Genomic DNA, 17,291 nt, shown 5'->3' on the forward strand with positions numbered 1-17,291 from the left:
ATTAACAATTGTTGATAAGTATGGTTTATAACCAGTTGATATTTAAACTAATAAAACAACAGATGCTTTGAAAGATTTTTTGTAATTTAGTATCAGAGATAATAACCAAATACGTTTGGTTTTCATTTACCGACGATGAATTTATATTATGCTCTAAATAAGGTAACGTTCTTATACAAATTAATTGTTTTTTTTTGAGATTTTAAATGGATAACGTTTAGGCGTTGAATTTAAAAATCTATAACGTCTTAAAACCTAGTTAGTGTTAACCTATTAAAGTATTTTAAGGCGTAATGTTTGAAAATTGTATTTACAATAGTAAAAACAACCAGTAAAATAATGCTTAAACCTAGTAAACGCGAAAGCGCAATTTGGAGTTAAAAGCAAGAAAAAAGCAATTAACTGAAATAAGTTTAGTAATAAGTCAATACATTTTGAAAATTACAAGCTTATTTCGTTTGAGATAACTGAAGGCTGAAATAATTTAAATGAATATTTTAAATTAAATTTAGTAAAATGCTAAGAAGTCAGGTGTTATTTCAAAAAAGCCATATCAAAGAAGATTAAGTTCTTAAGTGATATGGCTTTTGTTTTATAATCAATTACACTGTTTTTATCAATTTCATTTAACATTTGTTAGAAATTTGTTCAAAATAACAAGTTTCTATACTTTTTCCTACCAATTTGCACATAAATTAGCTCTCAATTTTTGTATATTCGCATCGCTAAAAACTAATCACTTAATTACTGTTTTTTTTAAACAAAATAAACTATACAAAAACTATAAATTGATGTCGAAAATAATTTACACAAAAACAGATGAAGCTCCAGCTTTAGCTACACAATCTTTTTTACCTATTGTACAAGCCTTTGTAAAATCTTCTGGTATTGAAATTGAAACCAAAGATATTTCATTAGCTGCAAGAATTTTAGCTGTTTTTCCTGATTATTTAAATGAAGACCAACAAGTTCCTGATGATTTAGCCATTTTAGGAGAATTAGCAAAAAAGCCTGAAGCTAATATTATAAAATTACCAAATATTAGTGCATCTATACCACAACTTAAAGGAGCTATTAGCGAATTACAATCTCAAGGATTCGCAATTCCTAGCTATCCAGATGAACCTACAAACGATACAGAAAAAGAAATAAAATCGCGTTACGATAAAATTAAAGGTAGTGCTGTAAACCCAGTATTACGTGAAGGTAATAGTGACAGACGCGCTCCAAAATCCGTTAAAAACTTTGCTAAAAAGAATCCGCATTCTATGGGTGAATGGAAAAGCGATTCTAAAACACACGTTGCTACAATGAGCGATAATGATTTTGCTCACAACGAAGTTTCGGTAACTATTCCAGAAGCAACAAGCGTAACTATAGAACATACCGATGAAAAAGGTAATACTACGGTTTTAAAAGATAGCTTCGCATTATTAAAAGGTGAAATTATAGATAGTACTGTAATGCGCAAAAAGGCTTTAATTAGCTTTTTTGAAGAGCAAGTAGCAGACGCTAAAGAACAAGGTGTATTGTTTTCATTACACATGAAAGCTACCATGATGAAAGTAAGTGACCCAATTATTTTTGGACACGCAGTTAAAATTTTCTTCAAAGATATTTTTGAAAAACATGGTGAAGCATTAGAAAGTGTTGGTGTAAACGTAAATTCTGGTTTTGGAAACCTAATTGAAAAAATTAACGATCTTCCTGAAGCTAAAAAAGCTGAAATTGAAGCAGATATTGAAGCTGTTTATAAAAATGGACCAGGATTGGCCATGGTAAATTCTGATAAAGGTATTACCAATTTACACGTGCCAAGTGATGTAATTATCGATGCATCTATGCCTGCAATGATTCGTACATCGGGACAAATGTGGAATGCTGAAGGAAAATTACAAGATACCAAAGCCGTAATTCCAGATAGCAGTTATGCTGGTGTTTACGCCGCAACTATAGATTTCTGTAAAAAGAATGGTGCTTTCGACCCTACAACAATGGGAACTGTTCCTAATGTTGGATTAATGGCTCAAAAAGCTGAAGAATACGGATCTCACGATAAAACTTTTGAAATTGAATCGAATGGTGTTGTTAAAGTTATTGATGCTAAAGGTAATGTGTTAATGCAACACGATGTTAATGCTGGCGATATCTGGAGAATGTGTCAAACAAAAGACGCTCCAATTCAAGACTGGGTAAAACTTGCTGTAACTCGTGCAAGAGCCTCTCAAACTCCTGCTGTATTCTGGTTAGACGAAAACAGAGCTCATGATGCAGAGTTAATTAAAAAAGTAAATCTTTATTTAAAAGACCATGATACTGAAGGATTAGATTTAAGAATTCTATCTCCAGTAGAAGCAACTTTATTTACTTGTGAAAGATTAAAAGCAGGTGAAGATACTATTTCCGTATCTGGAAACGTTTTACGTGATTATTTAACCGACTTATTCCCAATTTTAGAAGTGGGTACTAGTGCAAAAATGTTATCTATTGTACCATTAATGAATGGTGGAGGTTTATTTGAAACTGGTGCAGGTGGTTCTGCTCCAAAGCACGTACAACAGTTATTAGAAGAAAACCACTTACGTTGGGACTCATTAGGGGAATTTTTAGCCTTAGCAGTTTCTCTAGAACATTTTAGTGAAGTGAACAACAATGCGAAAGCGAAAGTTTTAGGAAAAACTTTAGATGACGCCACAGAAAAGTTATTAGAAAACAAAAAAGGACCATCAAGAAAAGCTGGAGAATTAGACAATAGAGGAAGTCATTTTTACTTAGCGTTATATTGGGCACAAGAATTAGCAAATCAAACAGAAGATTCTGCCTTAAAAGAAGAATTTACTCCAATAGCTGAAAAATTAGCAGCGAACGAGCAAAACATTGTTAACGAACTTAATGACATACAAGGAAAACCAGCTACTATTGGTGGCTATTACGAACCAAACACCGATTTAATTCAAGAAGTAATGCGACCAAGCGCAACATTTAACAATATTATTAATTAAAAATTAAGCTCCTATTTATCAGGAGCTTTTTTTACTTATTTCAGATAACAAATTTTAATAATGTTTTGTACTTATTAAAATTTGTTATTTTTAAGCATATGAGTTTTATTAAAACTACCGAGCAAGATTCTAAATACAATCATCTTGAAAAGATGAACACCAGAGAATTGCTCGAAAATATTAATAACGAAGATAAAACAGTGCCTTTAGCTGTTGAAAAAGCCTTACCTCAAATTGAAATGCTTGTAGACCAAGTTGTTTCTAAATTAAGTAATGGCGGTCGTTTATTTTACATTGGTGCAGGCACGAGTGGACGTTTAGGGATTTTAGATGCTTCGGAATGCCCTCCAACTTTTGGTGTTTCTCCCGAACTAGTAATAGGAATTATTGCTGGAGGCGACAATGCCATTAGAAATGCTGTTGAAAATGCCGAGGATTCTACAAACCAAGGTTGGGAAGATTTAAAAAAGTTTGAAATTTCGTCGAAAGACATCGTTATAGGTATTGCAGCATCTGGAACAACACCTTATGTGATTTCTGCTTTAGAAAATTGTAATGCCAATAACATTGTAACAGGTAGTATTTCATGTAACCTTAACAGCCCATTATCTCAGGCTGCTCAATTTCCTATTGAAGTTATTGTTGGTCCTGAATTTGTTACTGGAAGTTCAAGAATGAAAGCTGGAACCGCTCAAAAATTGGTATTAAACATGATTACCACCTCATCGATGATTAAACTAGGACGTATAAAAGGCAATAAAATGGTCGATATGCAACTTAGTAATAATAAATTGGTTAACCGAGGTACAAAAATGATAATGAGCGAACTTAATTTACCAGAAACCGAAGCAAAACAACTGCTTCAAAAATATAAAAACGTTAGGTTAGCTATTCAAAACTACAATAATGGAAAACAATAAAACAGACAAAAAAACGCTATTTAAAGGCATTAAAATAATGGTTTTTTCCTTATTTAGTTTTTTTATTGGTCCAACCTTTATGCACATGGCTTTAAATAATAAAGAAAAACCACTATATATGCCTATGCTAATTGTTGGTTGCCTAATTTGTGCTATGGCTGTTATTTTGGCTTTTCGCGGAATAAATACTATAATGAGTAGTATTTTTAAAAAGAAATAACCCGCTTCCCTATTTTAAAATCTAACCTTTTGGTGTAGACGGATTGTAGCCAAACTCGGAATCGTTTACCTTAATACCTAATTGATCTATAATATAATTAATTATAGCGTAATGATGAATGGTGTGGCTGTTGGCTTGGGCAAACAACGCTTCAATTGTATAATTTATTTTTGTTTTACCGGTGCCTAAATCATCAATTACAACAATATTTTTATTTTCGGTATTAAAATCACTCAGCTTATTTACAATATAAGTTAAATGTTCTGAAGCTGTTAAACAGCAAGATTCCACCTTTGTATTTCGTTCTCTCGAAGTTAAATCAATCACTCCTTTTTCTTCACAAAAAATACAATTGTAAAAATCGAAGATATGTCTTAAATGAGACCCAATACTAGAATAATATGGGCCAATGGAAATATTAGTTAATTCTTCGTTAGATAGCTGCGATAATAAGGTTTCAGATTTCTTTAAAGTGTTTATCGAAGCGTTTAGAATTACTTGCATGCAAAGAATTTTCGTTTAAAATAATAAAAATATTCCATAGTTAGTCTTGATATTTAAAACTCCTTACAGATTTTAATACTTATTTCTAAACTAATGTTAGGTTTTAACAAAACGATTATTAAGCTTACCGAACATTACTTGAAAGAATTGTTTAACAACATTATGTTTACTCTTTTGGAATAACTGACGCCGTACAAATTAATGAACAATTCGAAAATAAACTTAAAATAGCTTAAATGTGCTTTAAAATAAAAAAGCCAGAAACTTATGTTTCTGGCTTTTTTTTGTCGGGGTGGCAGGATTCGAACCTGCGACCTCCGCGTCCCAAACGCGGCGCGATAACCGGGCTACGCTACACCCCGAAGAATAAAAAAAGTAGTCTTAATAATTATAATTAAAGCCCTTTTATTATTACGGGGTGCAAATATAAGTTATTTATTATAATTACAAAATTTAGTTGGCATTAATTTAATGGAAATAATCTCACTAATAAAAACCAGCTAAGATTTGTCGTAATACTTATTAATATATTTCAATGCTTTCGAATTAATTCAAAATACGCCATCCAAGAATCTTATTTTTTAAAATGTATTTTAAATTATATACTTCAGGTAATATTAAGTTCTATTTCACTTTTACTAAACCCTAATTTAATTACTACCTTTATGCTAATAAATAAAATTGGCATTGAAATTAACAAAAAGACTACTCTACTTATTACTTTTTTCAGGTTTATTTGGCTACACTCAAAATACCATAAATGGAAAAATTATTGATGCCGAAACAAACGCAGCTATAGCTTTCGCTGAAATAATAAAAACTCAAGAAGGAAACTCAATAACTTCAGATATAAATGGAAACTTTCAATTAACCTCTTTAGGTTTATATACTTTTAAAAAGTCGGGGTATTTACCTGTAACTATTAAGGTATCTACATTTAAAAAAAAGGTTGTAAAACTCAATATAAATCCTTCAGAATTAAACGAAGTTATTGTAAACAGTAATTTAATTCCGCAAAGTTTAAAGCTAACCTCGGCGGCAATCAACATTATTACACCTCAAGATATTGAACGCTCAAACAACATTAATTTTGTTTCAGTTTTAAACAGAACGCCCGGTGTTTTTATGCAAACTGGCTCGTTAAATACAAACAAAATATCTATTCGAGGTATAGGTGCTAGAAATCAATATGGCACATCAAAAATTAGAGCCTATTTTAAAGATATACCACTAACTAACGGTAGCGGCGAAACTAATATTGAAGATTTTGAACTTGGCAGCATTAGTAGTTTACAAATTACCAAAGGTGCCGTTTCTAGTATTTATGGTGCTGGTCTGGGAGGATTAATTCAATTAAACCCAAAATCGTCAAATTTTAAGTCTAGTACGCTTTCAAACACATTTACTTTCGGTTCTTTTGGCTTGTTTAAAAACTTGGTTCAATTAAACACCAACACCACCAAAACTGGTATAAATGCTATTTACAGTTATACAGAACATGATGGCTACCGCGATAATAATAACTATAACAGACAAACACTTACCTTAAATGCAAACCACTACATAAACCCGAATAACGAATTACATTTTTTAATGAGTTATGTTGATTTAAAAGCCTTTATACCAAGCTCGATTGATGAAGATAGCTATTTAAACACCCCAACGAGTGCTGCATTTACATGGGAAGCTTCACAAGGTCTTGAAGATTTTAACCGAGGTGTCTTCGGGTTGTCTTGGGAGCATCTATTTTCAAAAAACACAAAACAAATTACAAGTGTATTTACTTCATTTAAAAACAATTACGAACCCAGACCTTTTAATATTTTAACCGATGACAATGTAGCCTTTGGTATAAGAACACGAACCATGGGTAACACAAAATTGTTTAAAAACACCTTAAAATGGACTACTGGAATAGAATTGTTTACAGATAATTACGCTTACAAAACTTTTGAAAATTTATATGAAGATTTTCCGCCTAACACCGGCAGTGTAAAAGGTGAAGAACTTTCAAATTTTAAAGAAAATCGTAGCTATTTCAATCTTTTTTTTGAAGCCAACCAAAATTTAAACGATGATACAGTGTTAAACTTTGGCATTAATTTGAATCAGACTTGGTATAATTTAGAGGATAATTTTCCAGCTTCAAACGAAAACCTAGACCAATCGGGCTCATTTAATTATAAAACCATTATTTCTCCAAAATTGGGTATTACGCATCAATTTCATAAAAACACATCTGTTTATGCAAGTTTAAGTCACGGTTTTTCACCAATAACACTATCTGAAACCTTATTACCAAACGGACAAATAAATAACGACCTAAAACCTGAAACCGCTTGGAACTACGAAATTGGAACTCGACATTCCTTTTTTAAAAATAAGCTTCAATTAAACACATCCATTTACAGTTTACAAGTTAAAAATTTACTGGTTGCACGCCGAACTTCTGAAGATGAATATATTGGTATAAACGCCGGAAAAACACAACATAATGGCCTAGAACTTAATTTGAATTATCAACTTATTTCAAATTCACAAATTCAAATTGCAACAACCTCAAATTTTAGTTTAAACTACTATAAGTTTAAAGATTTTATAGATGATGAAAACGATTATTCTGGAAATGAAGTAACCGGTGTTCCAAAGAATATGTTTAACTTTATTGTAGATTTTAATAGTATGCTTGGAATATACGGAAACATCAATTTTCAACATGTTGGCAAAATACCAGTAACCGATGCAAACACGCTTTATTCAAAAAATTACAACCTATCGCATAGTAAAATTGGTTTTAAAAAAGCATTAGGCAAAAAACTTAAAACCGATATTTTTGCTGGCATAAATAATATTTTTAATACAAAATATGCATCACAAATTTTAATAAATGCCACAGGTTTTGGCGCAAGCGCACCAAGATATTACTACCCAGGCAATCCCGTAAATTATTTTTGCGGTGCCAACTTAAAATATCAATTTTAATTATGAAAAAACTCAGCTTAATACTCATTACGTTCATAACTTGTTTGGCCTGTGCTCAACAAAAAGAAACCGAAATTATTGCCGAAACGCCCACTAATATTAATTACACTACAGAATTAATTGTTCCGGATTTATTTAACCCTTGGGGAATGGCATTTTTACCAGACGGAAGTATTTTAATAACCGAAAAATCTGGTGAGTTAATTCAATACAAAAACGGAAAAACAACTTCAATCTCTGGTTTACCCGAAATATATGTTCGTGGTCAAGGCGGATTTTTAGATATAGAAGCTCACCCAAATTATAAAAATAATGGCTGGATTTATTTTACATATGCATCACCCGAAGGTGAAGACAGCGGCGGTAACACAGCGCTTATGCGCGCAAAAATTAAAAATAACACTTTAGTAGAAAAAGAACTTTTATACAAAGCCACACCAAACACAACTCGTGGCCAACACTTTGGGTCACGCATAGCTTTTGATAATGACGGTTATTTATATTTTTCTGTGGGAGAACGCGGACAGCGTGATGTAAACCCTCAAGATATAACAAGAGATGGTGGCAAAATTTACAGATTAAATGATGATGGTTCTATCCCTAAAGACAACCCTTTTGTAAGCACAAAAAATGCAAAAACAGCTATTTATAGCTACGGGCATCGTAATCCGCAAGGCATGATAAAACATCCTTATACCGGAGCAATTTGGGTACATGAACACGGTCCAAAAGGTGGAGATGAGATTAATATTATTAAAAAAGGAGCTAACTTTGGTTGGCCTGTAATTTCGTATGGTGTAAATTATAGTGGCACATCTTTTACAGATATTACAGTAAAAAAAGGCATGGAACAACCACTTTTTTACTGGGTGCCTTCTATAGCACCAAGCGGAATGGCTTTTGTAACTTCAGAAATATATCCAGACTGGAAAGATAACATTTTGGTTGGCTCTTTAAAGTTTATGTATTTAGAGCGCTTAATATTGAAAAATGATAAAGTTGTTAAGCGTGAAAAACTATTTGAAGGTTTAGGCAGAGTTAGAAATGTAGTTCAAGCTCCTGATGGATACATTTACGTAGGCATCGAAAATTATGGCATAGTTAAAATAGTTCCTAAAAAATAAAATATGAAATCAACTTCAATTTTTATAGTAATTCTAATTTCAGTTCTGTCTATTAACAATTTACAAGCACAAGATAAAAAACTCGAAGAAATTGTAAAACGTGGTGAATCTGTTTATCAAGATTTCTGCATGACTTGTCACATGGCTAACGGCGAAGGTGTGAAACGTGCATTTCCGCCTTTAGCAAAATCTGATTATTTAATGCAAAACAGAGAAGCCAGCATTAAAGCTATTAAATATGGCCTTAGTGGCACCATTGAAGTAAACGGAAACACGTACAAAGGCATGATGGCTCCTATGGGCTTAAGCGATAAAGAAGTAGCCGATGTTATGAACTATATTACCAATAGTTGGGGTAACGAGAATAAAAAAATAATTACAGAAACAGAGGTTTCTAATATTAAAAAGTAAAATTCTTTTTAGCTTTAGCTTAGCAAATAGTTAACTTTGTAACCTAAAAAAATTACTTTTTATGTTAGTTATTGGTATTGCAGGCGGTACAGGTTGTGGTAAAACAACGGTGGTAAATCAACTTTTAAAAGAGCTTCCAGAAGGCGAAGTTGGTATATTATCACAAGATTCTTATTATAAAGATACGTCTCACCTATCGTTCGACGAGCGTGTTAAAATAAACTTCGATCATCCAAGATCTATAGATTTTGATTTAATTGAAGAGCACCTAACCGAATTAAAAAAAGGTAATGCCATAGACCAACCTGTGTATTCGTTCGTTAAACATAATAGAACTGGCGATACTATTCATACATTACCAAGAAAAGTAATGATTGTTGAAGGTATTTTGGTATTAAGTAACCCCGAATTGCGTAAAATGTTCGATATTAAAATATTTGTACATGCCGATAGCGACGAACGCTTAATTAGACGTTTAAGACGAGATATTACAGAGCGCGGACGTGATTTAGACGAGGTTTTAAACCGATATAAAACCACATTAAAACCCATGCACTCGCAATTTATTGAGCCCATGAAAGAGTATGCAGATATTATAATACCTAACAACCACTACAATACTGTTGCTATAGATATTGTAAAAACTATAATTAACGACAAACTGTAATAGTACAATGAAAACCTTCAAAAATAAATACCTAAAACCATTTAAAAATTGGTTTATACTTATACTGGTTATTTTTGCGGTTTGGATGTTTTTTTTCGATGCTAACTCGTGGCTTATTCATCATGAATTAAATACAGATATTGAAAATTTAGAAAAAGAAAAAGAGTATTACAGAAAAGAAATTGAAAAAGATAAAAAAGCCTTAAAAGAATTAAGTACAGACGAAGGCTTAGAAAAATTTGCTCGCGAAGAATATTACATGAAACGCGAAAACGAAGAAATATTTATTATAGAATACGAAGACAGCCTTAAAACCGAATAACAATGAGCCAAAAGTTGTTTAACGATTTTAATGCTGTTTCAGCCAAACAGTGGAAACAAAAAATTCAGTTTGATTTACAAGGTGAAGATTATAACGATGCCTTGGTATGGAAAACTAATGAAGATATTTTAGTTAAACCCTTTTATCATGCTGATGATTTTAAAACACCACCTCCACTTCACAACACCAAAGCTTCAGAATGGAAAATAGGGCAAAATATTTTTGTTGCAGATACTAAAAAATCTAACTTAAATGCTATTACAGCTATTGAAAATGGCGCAGAAAGTATTGCTTTCACTATTGCTTCAGATGAAGTTTTAATAACAGAACTGCTACAAAATATAGATTTAAATTTAGTTGAAATACACCTGAACTTAAAATTTTCATCAGAAGCTTATTTAAAATCAATTCCTTTAAATACTAACGTTTTTGTTCATACAGATATCATTAATAATTTAGCAGAAACAGGGAATTGGTATAAAAATTTAAACCACGATTTTTCATCATTTTTAAACAGTTACACATACATAAATAGTATAACAGTTAACTCAACTTTGTACCAAAATTCGGGTGCTAATATGGTGCAGCAATTAGCCTATGCTTTAGCACATGCTAACGAATACATTAACCAATTAGAAATTGCTGGTAAAAACCTAACTCATATTATACCTAATTTTAAGGTCGCAATTGGTTCCAACTACTTTTTTGAAATTGCTAAGTTAAAAGCCTTAAGATTACTTTGGGATTCACTTGCAAAAGCTTACAACATAAAATCAAAATGTAATATTATAGCAATACCAACCAAACGAAATAAAACGCTATTGGATAAAGAAAATAATATTACCCGAACCACTACAGAATGTATGAGCGCTATACTTGGTGGAGCAAATACTATTTTTAATCTTCCGTTTGATGCTATTTATAAAAAAACAAATGCGTTTAGTACCCAAATAGCAAGAAATCAATTATTAATTTTAAAACATGAAAGTTATTTTAACAAAGTAAATAACCCAACAGACGGTGCTTATTATATTGAAACAATAACCCAGCAATTGGCAGAAAAAGCGCTTGATTTATTTAAAAATATTGAAAAAAACGGCGGCTTTTTAAAACAATTAAAAACAGGAACTATACAACGTAAAATAAAAGAAAGTGCCCTAAAGGAAGAACAACAATTTAAAAACAACCAACTTATTATTGTTGGCACTAACAAATATGAAGCCAACGAACATAACATAAAGAACAACATAGAAATTTATCCGTTTGTTAAAACCAAACCAAGAAAAACTTTAATAGAACCCATAATTGAAAAACGTATTACCGAAAACTTTGAAAAATCACGATTAAATTATGAAAACTAAAATTACATTTTTAACACTAGTTTTATCTATTTTACTAATTAACTGTAAAGAAAAACCAGAATTTAAAAATTATAAATTTGCAGATAAACCGTTGGTTTTTAATTGCCCTACCATAAACGAAAGACTATTTAGTGAAGCGGTTTACGCCTTCGAGCAAGATATTTATAATCATTATAACAAAAACAGAAAAACCCCATCTTTACCTGTAGCTTACTCGCAATTTCTAAGAAATAGCTTGTATGGAAATGTTCCCTTTTCAGAAATAATTACACCACATACTTTAGAAATATTAAATGTATTAAAACAAGATGAAGATTTATGGCAGTTAACAGAAAATAGCAACTTAAATTACAACAGTAACTTATTAAAATGTATATCTTCTGGAATAAAAGATACAAATTTAAGAACCACGTTAAATGCTTTAATTGAAACTAATAGTATGTCTCCAAAACTTTTTGGCACACCTTTAATGAGTCGCTATAAATTTTTAAATTCAGATAAACTCTTGTCTGCCTATGTAGCCTTCGATATGTATTATGCCAAAATGTATAATGAAGATTTTACTAACATAACATTTAAAAACACAGACTCGTTAACACCAAAAACGCAAGAAAACCAAAAATTACCAATACCAAACAAACACTAATTTTTTTTTTGAGAAAAAACCTTCAACATATAACATTAAACTCCGAAATTATAAAGGAAAATATCGATTCGTCTGTATTTAAAACCGCCGAAGACATCGAGGTTAAGTCTTTATATTCACATAAAGATATTGAAGGTTTAGAGCATATAAATTTTGCTGCTGGAATTCCTCCATATTTACGTGGTCCATACAGCACCATGTATGTAAAAAAACCATGGACTATTAGGCAATATGCAGGTTTTAGCACTGCAGAAGATAGTAATGCATTTTACCTAAATAGTTTAAAAGCTGGTCAAAAAGGCTTATCGGTTGCTTTTGATTTGGCTACGCATAGAGGCTACGATTCCGACCATTATCGTGTGGTTGGCGATGTTGGTAAAGCTGGAGTGGCTATTGACACTGTTGAAGATATGAAAATATTATTCAACAACATTCCGCTCGATAAAATTTCAGTATCAATGACCATGAATGGTGCTGTTCTTCCTATACTAGCCTTTTATATTGTTTCTGCAGAAGAACAAGGTGTTAAGCCTGAGAAATTATCTGGCACCATTCAAAACGATATTTTAAAGGAATTTATGGTGCGCAACACCTATATTTATCCGCCAAAACCATCAATGAAAATTATTTCAGATATTTTTGAATATACCAGCAAATTCATGCCAAAATTTAACAGCATCAGTATTTCTGGATATCATATTCAAGAAGCCGGAGCAACCTGCGAAATAGAATTAGCCTATACCCTAGCCGATGGATTAGAATATATTAGAAAAGGACTTGAAGTAGGCTTAAATATAGATGAATTTGCTCCAAGACTTTCCTTTTTTTGGGGAATTGGAATGAATCATTTTATGGAAATTGCTAAAATGAGAGCTGCCAGAATGTTATGGGCAAAAATTGTAAAACAATTTAATCCAAAACATCCTAAATCTTTGACTCTACGCGCTCATTGCCAAACTAGTGGCTGGAGTTTAACAGAGCAAAACCCTTACAATAATGTAGCCAGAACTACTATTGAAGCTACAGCCGCTGTATTTGGTGGCACGCAAAGTTTACACACAAATGCATTAGATGAAGCCATTGCACTCCCAACCGATTATACGGCTAAAATAGCACGTAACACACAAATATATTTACAAGAAGAAACCGGAATTACTAAAAGCGTAGACCCTTGGGCAGGTAGTTATTTTGTTGAAACACTCACTAACGATATTGCTAAACAAGCTTGGAAGCATATTGAAGAAATTGAAAGCTTAGGCGGCATGACCAAAGCACTTGAAACAGGTATTCCTAAACGACGTATTGAGGAAGCTGCAACAAAAAAACAAGCACGAATAGATTCTGGTAAAGATATAATTGTAGGTGTAAATAAATATCAAACTCAACCTGAATCGTCTTTAGATATTTTGGAAGTTGATAACCAAAAAGTAAGACAACAACAATTAGAACGTTTACAAAAAATTAAGGGTTCACGAGATGAAAAACTGGTGCAAGAAGCTTTAAATAATTTAACTGCAGCAGCAAATAATTTTGTAAATTCAACAACAAAATCGGCTGGTTATAATCCAGATTCTAATTTACTAGCTTTAGCCGTTATTGCTGCAAGAGCACGTGCTACATTAGGCGAAATAAGTGATGCACTTGAAGTGGCCTTTGGACGTTACAAAGCCGAGATAAAACCATTTTCGGGCGTGTACAGTAAAGAAATAAAAGACGATAGTAGTTTTAAAAAAGCACAAGTTTTAGCAGATAGTTTTGCCGAACAGGAAGGCAGACGTCCACGTATCATGATTTCTAAAATGGGGCAAGATGGCCACGACAGAGGCGCCAAAGTAGTGGCCACAAGTTATGCCGATATGGGTTTTGATGTTGATATTAGTCCGTTGTTTCAAACACCAAATGAAGTCGCCAAACAAGCTGTAGAAAACGATGTTCATATTTTAGGAATTTCTAGTTTAGCAGGAGCGCATAAAACCTTACTTCCGCAGGTTATTGAAGCGCTTAAAAAAAACGGACGTGACGATATTATGGTTATTGCTGGTGGTGTTATTCCGAAACAAGATTATCAATTTTTATTTGATGCTGGCGTTGTAGCGGTTTTTGGCCCAGGTACAAAAATTAGCGATACGGCCATTCAACTTTTAGAAATTTTGATTGATTATTAATTAATTGATTCGTTTTAAATTCAGCCAGAACATCAACTTTTTTTTATTGTTCTATTAACATTTACTCAAATTGAGTATTGATTTCCTACTGTTTAAAGATTAATTTTAATCTGTGTTTTTAACAGTTTAAATCTCAATGAAAAAGTTAGTTCAGTTCTTAATACTCTTAATTACTACTTTTTTAAGTTGTAGTACTCATGATGACAATTCCACTTCTATCGATCCTTCTAGTTTATCACCAGAAGAAGGAGAATTAATTGCCATTATAAATGGCTCAAAAATAACATTTACCGCAGACGAGATAACTTTAATTTCTAGTGAAAATTTAGTGCAGCCAAAAGAATTTAAAGCCGAAAGAGTTTTAGAATCTGGATATATCGAAACCATACAATTTAATTCGTTTATTTTCGATTATCCCTTTGCAAAAAACACTTACAACTTGTCAACATTTGCAGCAAGCTATAGCATAACTAATCCTGAAGATTCAGACAAGATTGTAGATAACCAATTATACTATACTTCTACTTTTAACAACACACCATCCGGAAATCTATCTATAACCGAATTAGAATTTGGCCTTTTTGGTAAGATAGCAATGGTATCGGGAACTTTTGAATTTACCGCCTATAAAGATTATACAAACAAAGTTTCAGATTCAATAAAAGTAATTGGCGCCTTTAAAAATATAGTTTCCGATAATATTTAAAGATTAAATCTCTAAATATCATTTTTTTAAAAAGCCTTCAACCGAGTTTAAAAACTTTAAAATTTCCAAATTAAGCGATTTTAAAATAGGATAATTAACAATTTATTCAGTATTGGTTTTAGAAATTTTAGCTAAACTGCATCACATGCGTTATTAAAACGTCTAGACTCTTTTCTGGCTTTATAAGAAATAACTAAATCGTCATAATCTTTATAATATGATCTTGTTATGATTCTTTCATATTAAAAAAGAAAAACGGCTTAACTTAAGATATTACTTAATGCTGGTTGTAAATAATTGTACTTAAAATTAAACCCCTTATTTTCCATTTTTTTCGCACTTACACGCTGACTTTCGAATAAGATAATATGCATTTCTCCCAAAGCCAATTTCATAATTATCTTTGGAATTCCTGGTAAAAAACAAGGCATTTCTAAAGTTTTAGCAATTGTTTTAGTTAGCTCTTTATTTGTTACTGGGTTTGGTGCCACAGCATTATAAACGCCATCTAATTTATATTTTAACACATACATAAAACATCGTGCTAAATCTGTAATATGAATCCAGGATTGCCACTGTTTACCTATTCCAAAAGGTGCCGACAACCCGTATTTGGCAGGTTTAACCATTTGCACTAAAGCACCTCCATTTTTAGCTAAAACCAAACCAATTCGAATTTTTGCAACGTTAATATTTAAGGTTTTAAATGCATTTGCCGATGCTTCCCAAGCTGTTACCACTTTTGCTAAAAAAGTAGTATTAGCATTTTTATCATCCTCGCTGTAATAATTTGTTAAAGAATCTGGATAAATACCAATGGCACTTGCCGAAATAAAATGCTTGACTTGATGTTTTTCTGTTTTTAAAGTTTCAAATAATAATTTAGCAGATTGTGTTCTGCTATCTAGAATTATTTTTCTGTTTGCAGTGGTCCATCGTTTAGCAATATTTGCCCCAGCCAAATGAATTATAGTGTCCACTTGCTCTAAACAATTAACGTCTATTTCTCCTTTTGAAGGATTCCAATAAAATCCTTGATAATTGGTGTTTCGCTCTAATTTAGATTTATTTGTAGTTAAATAATTTACTGCAATTTCTTTTTCTTTACAAAGTTTTACAATTTCGCTTCCAACCAAACCCGTTGCCCCTGTTATTAAAACTCGCATATTCTTTTTTTATTAAAATTACGAAAAAGTATAGGCTCTTCCTTTTGTTTTAATGAAGGTTTAACAATTTAATTTATGCTGAAATTATTAGCTAAAAAATGAAATAATTAAAATATAACACCACGAGTTTGTATTAAATACCACAAGGCAAACTTGCGAGCAAGGTTTTTATAAAAACACGCAGATTATTTGATTTTAACTACTAACTCAATTAAAAAAACATGGTTGCTGTCTATATTTAGCGTTTCATGGATTCAGCGTGAATGCTTCGTTGCCCTTAGCATTTAGCGCTTTCATGGTATTCGGCGTGAATGCTTCGTTGCCCTCAGCATTTCACGTTTTCCGGGAGGACCGGGAAGTTTTTCTACTAAAAAGCCTACCGCCTGCATCGCTCTACGCACGCTTCCTTTTGCTGCATAAGTTACTAGAACACCATTATTTTTTAAAGCTTTATACATTTTTTGAAATATTGTTTCTGTCCACAATTCAGGTTGAACACGAGCTCCAAATGCATCAAAATAAATGATATTAAAGGCGTTTTCATCTTCAATGGCATCAAAAAATTTTTCTTGCTTTACTAATGAAAAATATGGTGTAATGTTATGTTTTTCTTCCCAAGACACTTTATGTATTTCTCTAAAAATTTCTTCGGATTGCTGAATTTCTTTAGCATAATTAAGTTTTTCAACTTCATTTACCGCAACTGGATAACCTTCAACACCAAAATAATCTATTTTTAAGTTTAATTTTTCAGCTTCAAAAAGGGTTATGAAGGCATTTAGGCCTGTACCGAAACCAATTTCTAGGATAGAAACGGAGTTGTTTATTTTTTTATGCTCCTCGACTGCGCTCGGAGTGACACCATCTTCTTTTAAGTAAAACTCTGCTGCGCTCTGAATGACATCGATATCGTGAGATTCTGAAACGCGTTCAGAATGCCAATATTTATCATGAAAGTACTTTAAGCCTTGCTTAATAAAAACATGATAGGCTTCTTTTATGGCGCCATGTTTGGAGTGGTATTGCTCGTTCCATTCTGGGATATGAATGGTTGTTGAACCATCGGCGGTTATTATAATTTCGCGTTTCAAAACT

15 protein-coding genes and 1 tRNA gene are annotated in these 17,291 nt (G+C 32.1%); 12 read left to right on the plus strand and 4 right to left on the minus strand.

The features are described 5' to 3' along the window. The first annotated feature begins 791 nt into the window (after positions 1 to 791). The 3 genes from LG651_RS14240 to LG651_RS14250 all read left to right on the plus strand — a co-directional run bounded on the left by LG651_RS14240 (position 792) and on the right by LG651_RS14250 (position 4,142). Complete coding sequence (locus tag LG651_RS14240; RefSeq protein WP_226696779.1) at positions 792 to 3,002, plus strand: NADP-dependent isocitrate dehydrogenase; 2,211 nt, start codon at positions 792 to 794, stop codon at positions 3,000 to 3,002. Positions 3,003 to 3,100: 98 nt separating this feature from the next. Next, positions 3,101 to 3,922, plus strand: coding sequence for an N-acetylmuramic acid 6-phosphate etherase (gene murQ, locus LG651_RS14245; protein WP_226696780.1), 822 nt, complete (start codon positions 3,101 to 3,103; stop codon positions 3,920 to 3,922). Then, entirely contained in the window at positions 3,909 to 4,142 is a 234-nt protein-coding gene (locus tag LG651_RS14250) for a DUF6095 family protein (RefSeq protein WP_226696781.1), read from the plus strand. Before murQ ends, LG651_RS14250 begins: the two co-directional genes overlap by 14 nt. Before the next feature lie 21 nt (positions 4,143 to 4,163). On the opposite strand, the gene LG651_RS14255 is transcribed toward LG651_RS14250, so the two are convergent. Beyond that, positions 4,164 to 4,646, minus strand: a complete 483-nt coding sequence (locus LG651_RS14255) for a hypothetical protein (RefSeq protein ID WP_226696782.1) — start codon at positions 4,644 to 4,646, stop codon at positions 4,164 to 4,166. A 287-nt stretch (positions 4,647 to 4,933) separates the two neighbouring features. Further along, positions 4,934 to 5,008, minus strand: a tRNA-Pro gene (locus LG651_RS14260). Between the two features lie 325 nt (positions 5,009 to 5,333). Between LG651_RS14260 and LG651_RS14265 the strand changes: the two genes are divergently transcribed. The 9 genes from LG651_RS14265 to LG651_RS14305 all read left to right on the plus strand — a co-directional run bounded on the left by LG651_RS14265 (position 5,334) and on the right by LG651_RS14305 (position 15,030). Beyond that, positions 5,334 to 7,628, plus strand: coding sequence for a TonB-dependent receptor domain-containing protein (locus tag LG651_RS14265; protein WP_226696783.1), 2,295 nt, complete (start codon positions 5,334 to 5,336; stop codon positions 7,626 to 7,628). Between the two features lie 2 nt (positions 7,629 to 7,630). After that, positions 7,631 to 8,752, plus strand: coding sequence for a PQQ-dependent sugar dehydrogenase (locus tag LG651_RS14270; RefSeq protein WP_226696784.1), 1,122 nt, complete (start codon positions 7,631 to 7,633; stop codon positions 8,750 to 8,752). 3 nt (positions 8,753 to 8,755) lie between these two features. Further along, complete coding sequence (locus LG651_RS14275) at positions 8,756 to 9,163, plus strand: c-type cytochrome (protein WP_226696785.1); 408 nt, start codon at positions 8,756 to 8,758, stop codon at positions 9,161 to 9,163. A 61-nt stretch (positions 9,164 to 9,224) separates the two neighbouring features. Beyond that, a complete protein-coding gene (udk, locus tag LG651_RS14280) occupies positions 9,225 to 9,830 on the plus strand; it encodes a uridine kinase (protein WP_226696786.1) in 606 nt (201 codons plus the stop codon). A gap of 7 nt (positions 9,831 to 9,837) precedes the next feature. Beyond that, on the plus strand, positions 9,838 to 10,152 hold the full coding sequence (locus LG651_RS14285) for an FtsB family cell division protein (RefSeq protein ID WP_226544492.1): 315 nt from the start codon (positions 9,838 to 9,840) through the stop codon (positions 10,150 to 10,152). Between the two features lie 2 nt (positions 10,153 to 10,154). After that, positions 10,155 to 11,513, plus strand: a complete 1,359-nt coding sequence (locus LG651_RS14290; protein WP_226696787.1) for a methylmalonyl-CoA mutase subunit beta — start codon at positions 10,155 to 10,157, stop codon at positions 11,511 to 11,513. Further along, entirely contained in the window at positions 11,503 to 12,159 is a 657-nt protein-coding gene (locus LG651_RS14295; protein ID WP_226696788.1) for a hypothetical protein, read from the plus strand. Before LG651_RS14290 ends, LG651_RS14295 begins: the two co-directional genes overlap by 11 nt. Before the next feature lie 8 nt (positions 12,160 to 12,167). Next, positions 12,168 to 14,324, plus strand: a complete 2,157-nt coding sequence (gene scpA / locus LG651_RS14300; protein WP_226696789.1) for a methylmalonyl-CoA mutase — start codon at positions 12,168 to 12,170, stop codon at positions 14,322 to 14,324. Between the two features lie 136 nt (positions 14,325 to 14,460). Then, positions 14,461 to 15,030: a hypothetical protein gene (locus LG651_RS14305; RefSeq protein WP_226696790.1), complete on the plus strand. Its 570-nt coding sequence runs from the start codon at positions 14,461 to 14,463 to the stop codon at positions 15,028 to 15,030. Between the two features lie 260 nt (positions 15,031 to 15,290). On the opposite strand, the gene LG651_RS14310 is transcribed toward LG651_RS14305, so the two are convergent. After that, the gene (locus LG651_RS14310; protein ID WP_226696791.1) at positions 15,291 to 16,196 is read right to left on the minus strand and encodes a TIGR01777 family oxidoreductase; all 906 of its coding nucleotides are present in this window, start codon (positions 16,194 to 16,196) and stop codon (positions 15,291 to 15,293) included. A gap of 293 nt (positions 16,197 to 16,489) precedes the next feature. Beyond that, entirely contained in the window at positions 16,490 to 17,287 is a 798-nt protein-coding gene (gene mnmD, locus LG651_RS14315) for a tRNA (5-methylaminomethyl-2-thiouridine)(34)-methyltransferase MnmD (RefSeq protein WP_226696792.1), read from the minus strand. Positions 17,288 to 17,291: the final 4 nt, after the last annotated feature.

The sequence above is a fragment of the Neotamlana sargassicola genome, assembly GCF_020523965.1.
Lineage (GTDB): Bacteria > Bacteroidota > Bacteroidia > Flavobacteriales > Flavobacteriaceae > Neotamlana > Neotamlana sargassicola.

Coding starts and splice junctions, on each gene's coding strand:
- LG651_RS14295 (WP_226696788.1), top strand. CDS start 11,503: ATGAAAACTAAAATTACATTTTTAACACTAGTTTTATCTATTTTACTA.
- LG651_RS14290 (WP_226696787.1), top strand. CDS start 10,155: ATGAGCCAAAAGTTGTTTAACGATTTTAATGCTGTTTCAGCCAAACAG.
- LG651_RS14270 (WP_226696784.1), top strand. CDS start 7,631: ATGAAAAAACTCAGCTTAATACTCATTACGTTCATAACTTGTTTGGCC.
- LG651_RS14255 (WP_226696782.1), bottom strand. CDS start 4,646: ATGCAAGTAATTCTAAACGCTTCGATAAACACTTTAAAGAAATCTGAA.
- LG651_RS14250 (WP_226696781.1), top strand. CDS start 3,909: ATGGAAAACAATAAAACAGACAAAAAAACGCTATTTAAAGGCATTAAA.
- LG651_RS14240 (WP_226696779.1), top strand. CDS start 792: ATGTCGAAAATAATTTACACAAAAACAGATGAAGCTCCAGCTTTAGCT.
- LG651_RS14275 (WP_226696785.1), top strand. CDS start 8,756: ATGAAATCAACTTCAATTTTTATAGTAATTCTAATTTCAGTTCTGTCT.
- murQ (WP_226696780.1), top strand. CDS start 3,101: ATGAGTTTTATTAAAACTACCGAGCAAGATTCTAAATACAATCATCTT.
- udk (WP_226696786.1), top strand. CDS start 9,225: ATGTTAGTTATTGGTATTGCAGGCGGTACAGGTTGTGGTAAAACAACG.
- LG651_RS14305 (WP_226696790.1), top strand. CDS start 14,461: ATGAAAAAGTTAGTTCAGTTCTTAATACTCTTAATTACTACTTTTTTA.
- LG651_RS14285 (WP_226544492.1), top strand. CDS start 9,838: ATGAAAACCTTCAAAAATAAATACCTAAAACCATTTAAAAATTGGTTT.
- LG651_RS14310 (WP_226696791.1), bottom strand. CDS start 16,196: ATGCGAGTTTTAATAACAGGGGCAACGGGTTTGGTTGGAAGCGAAATT.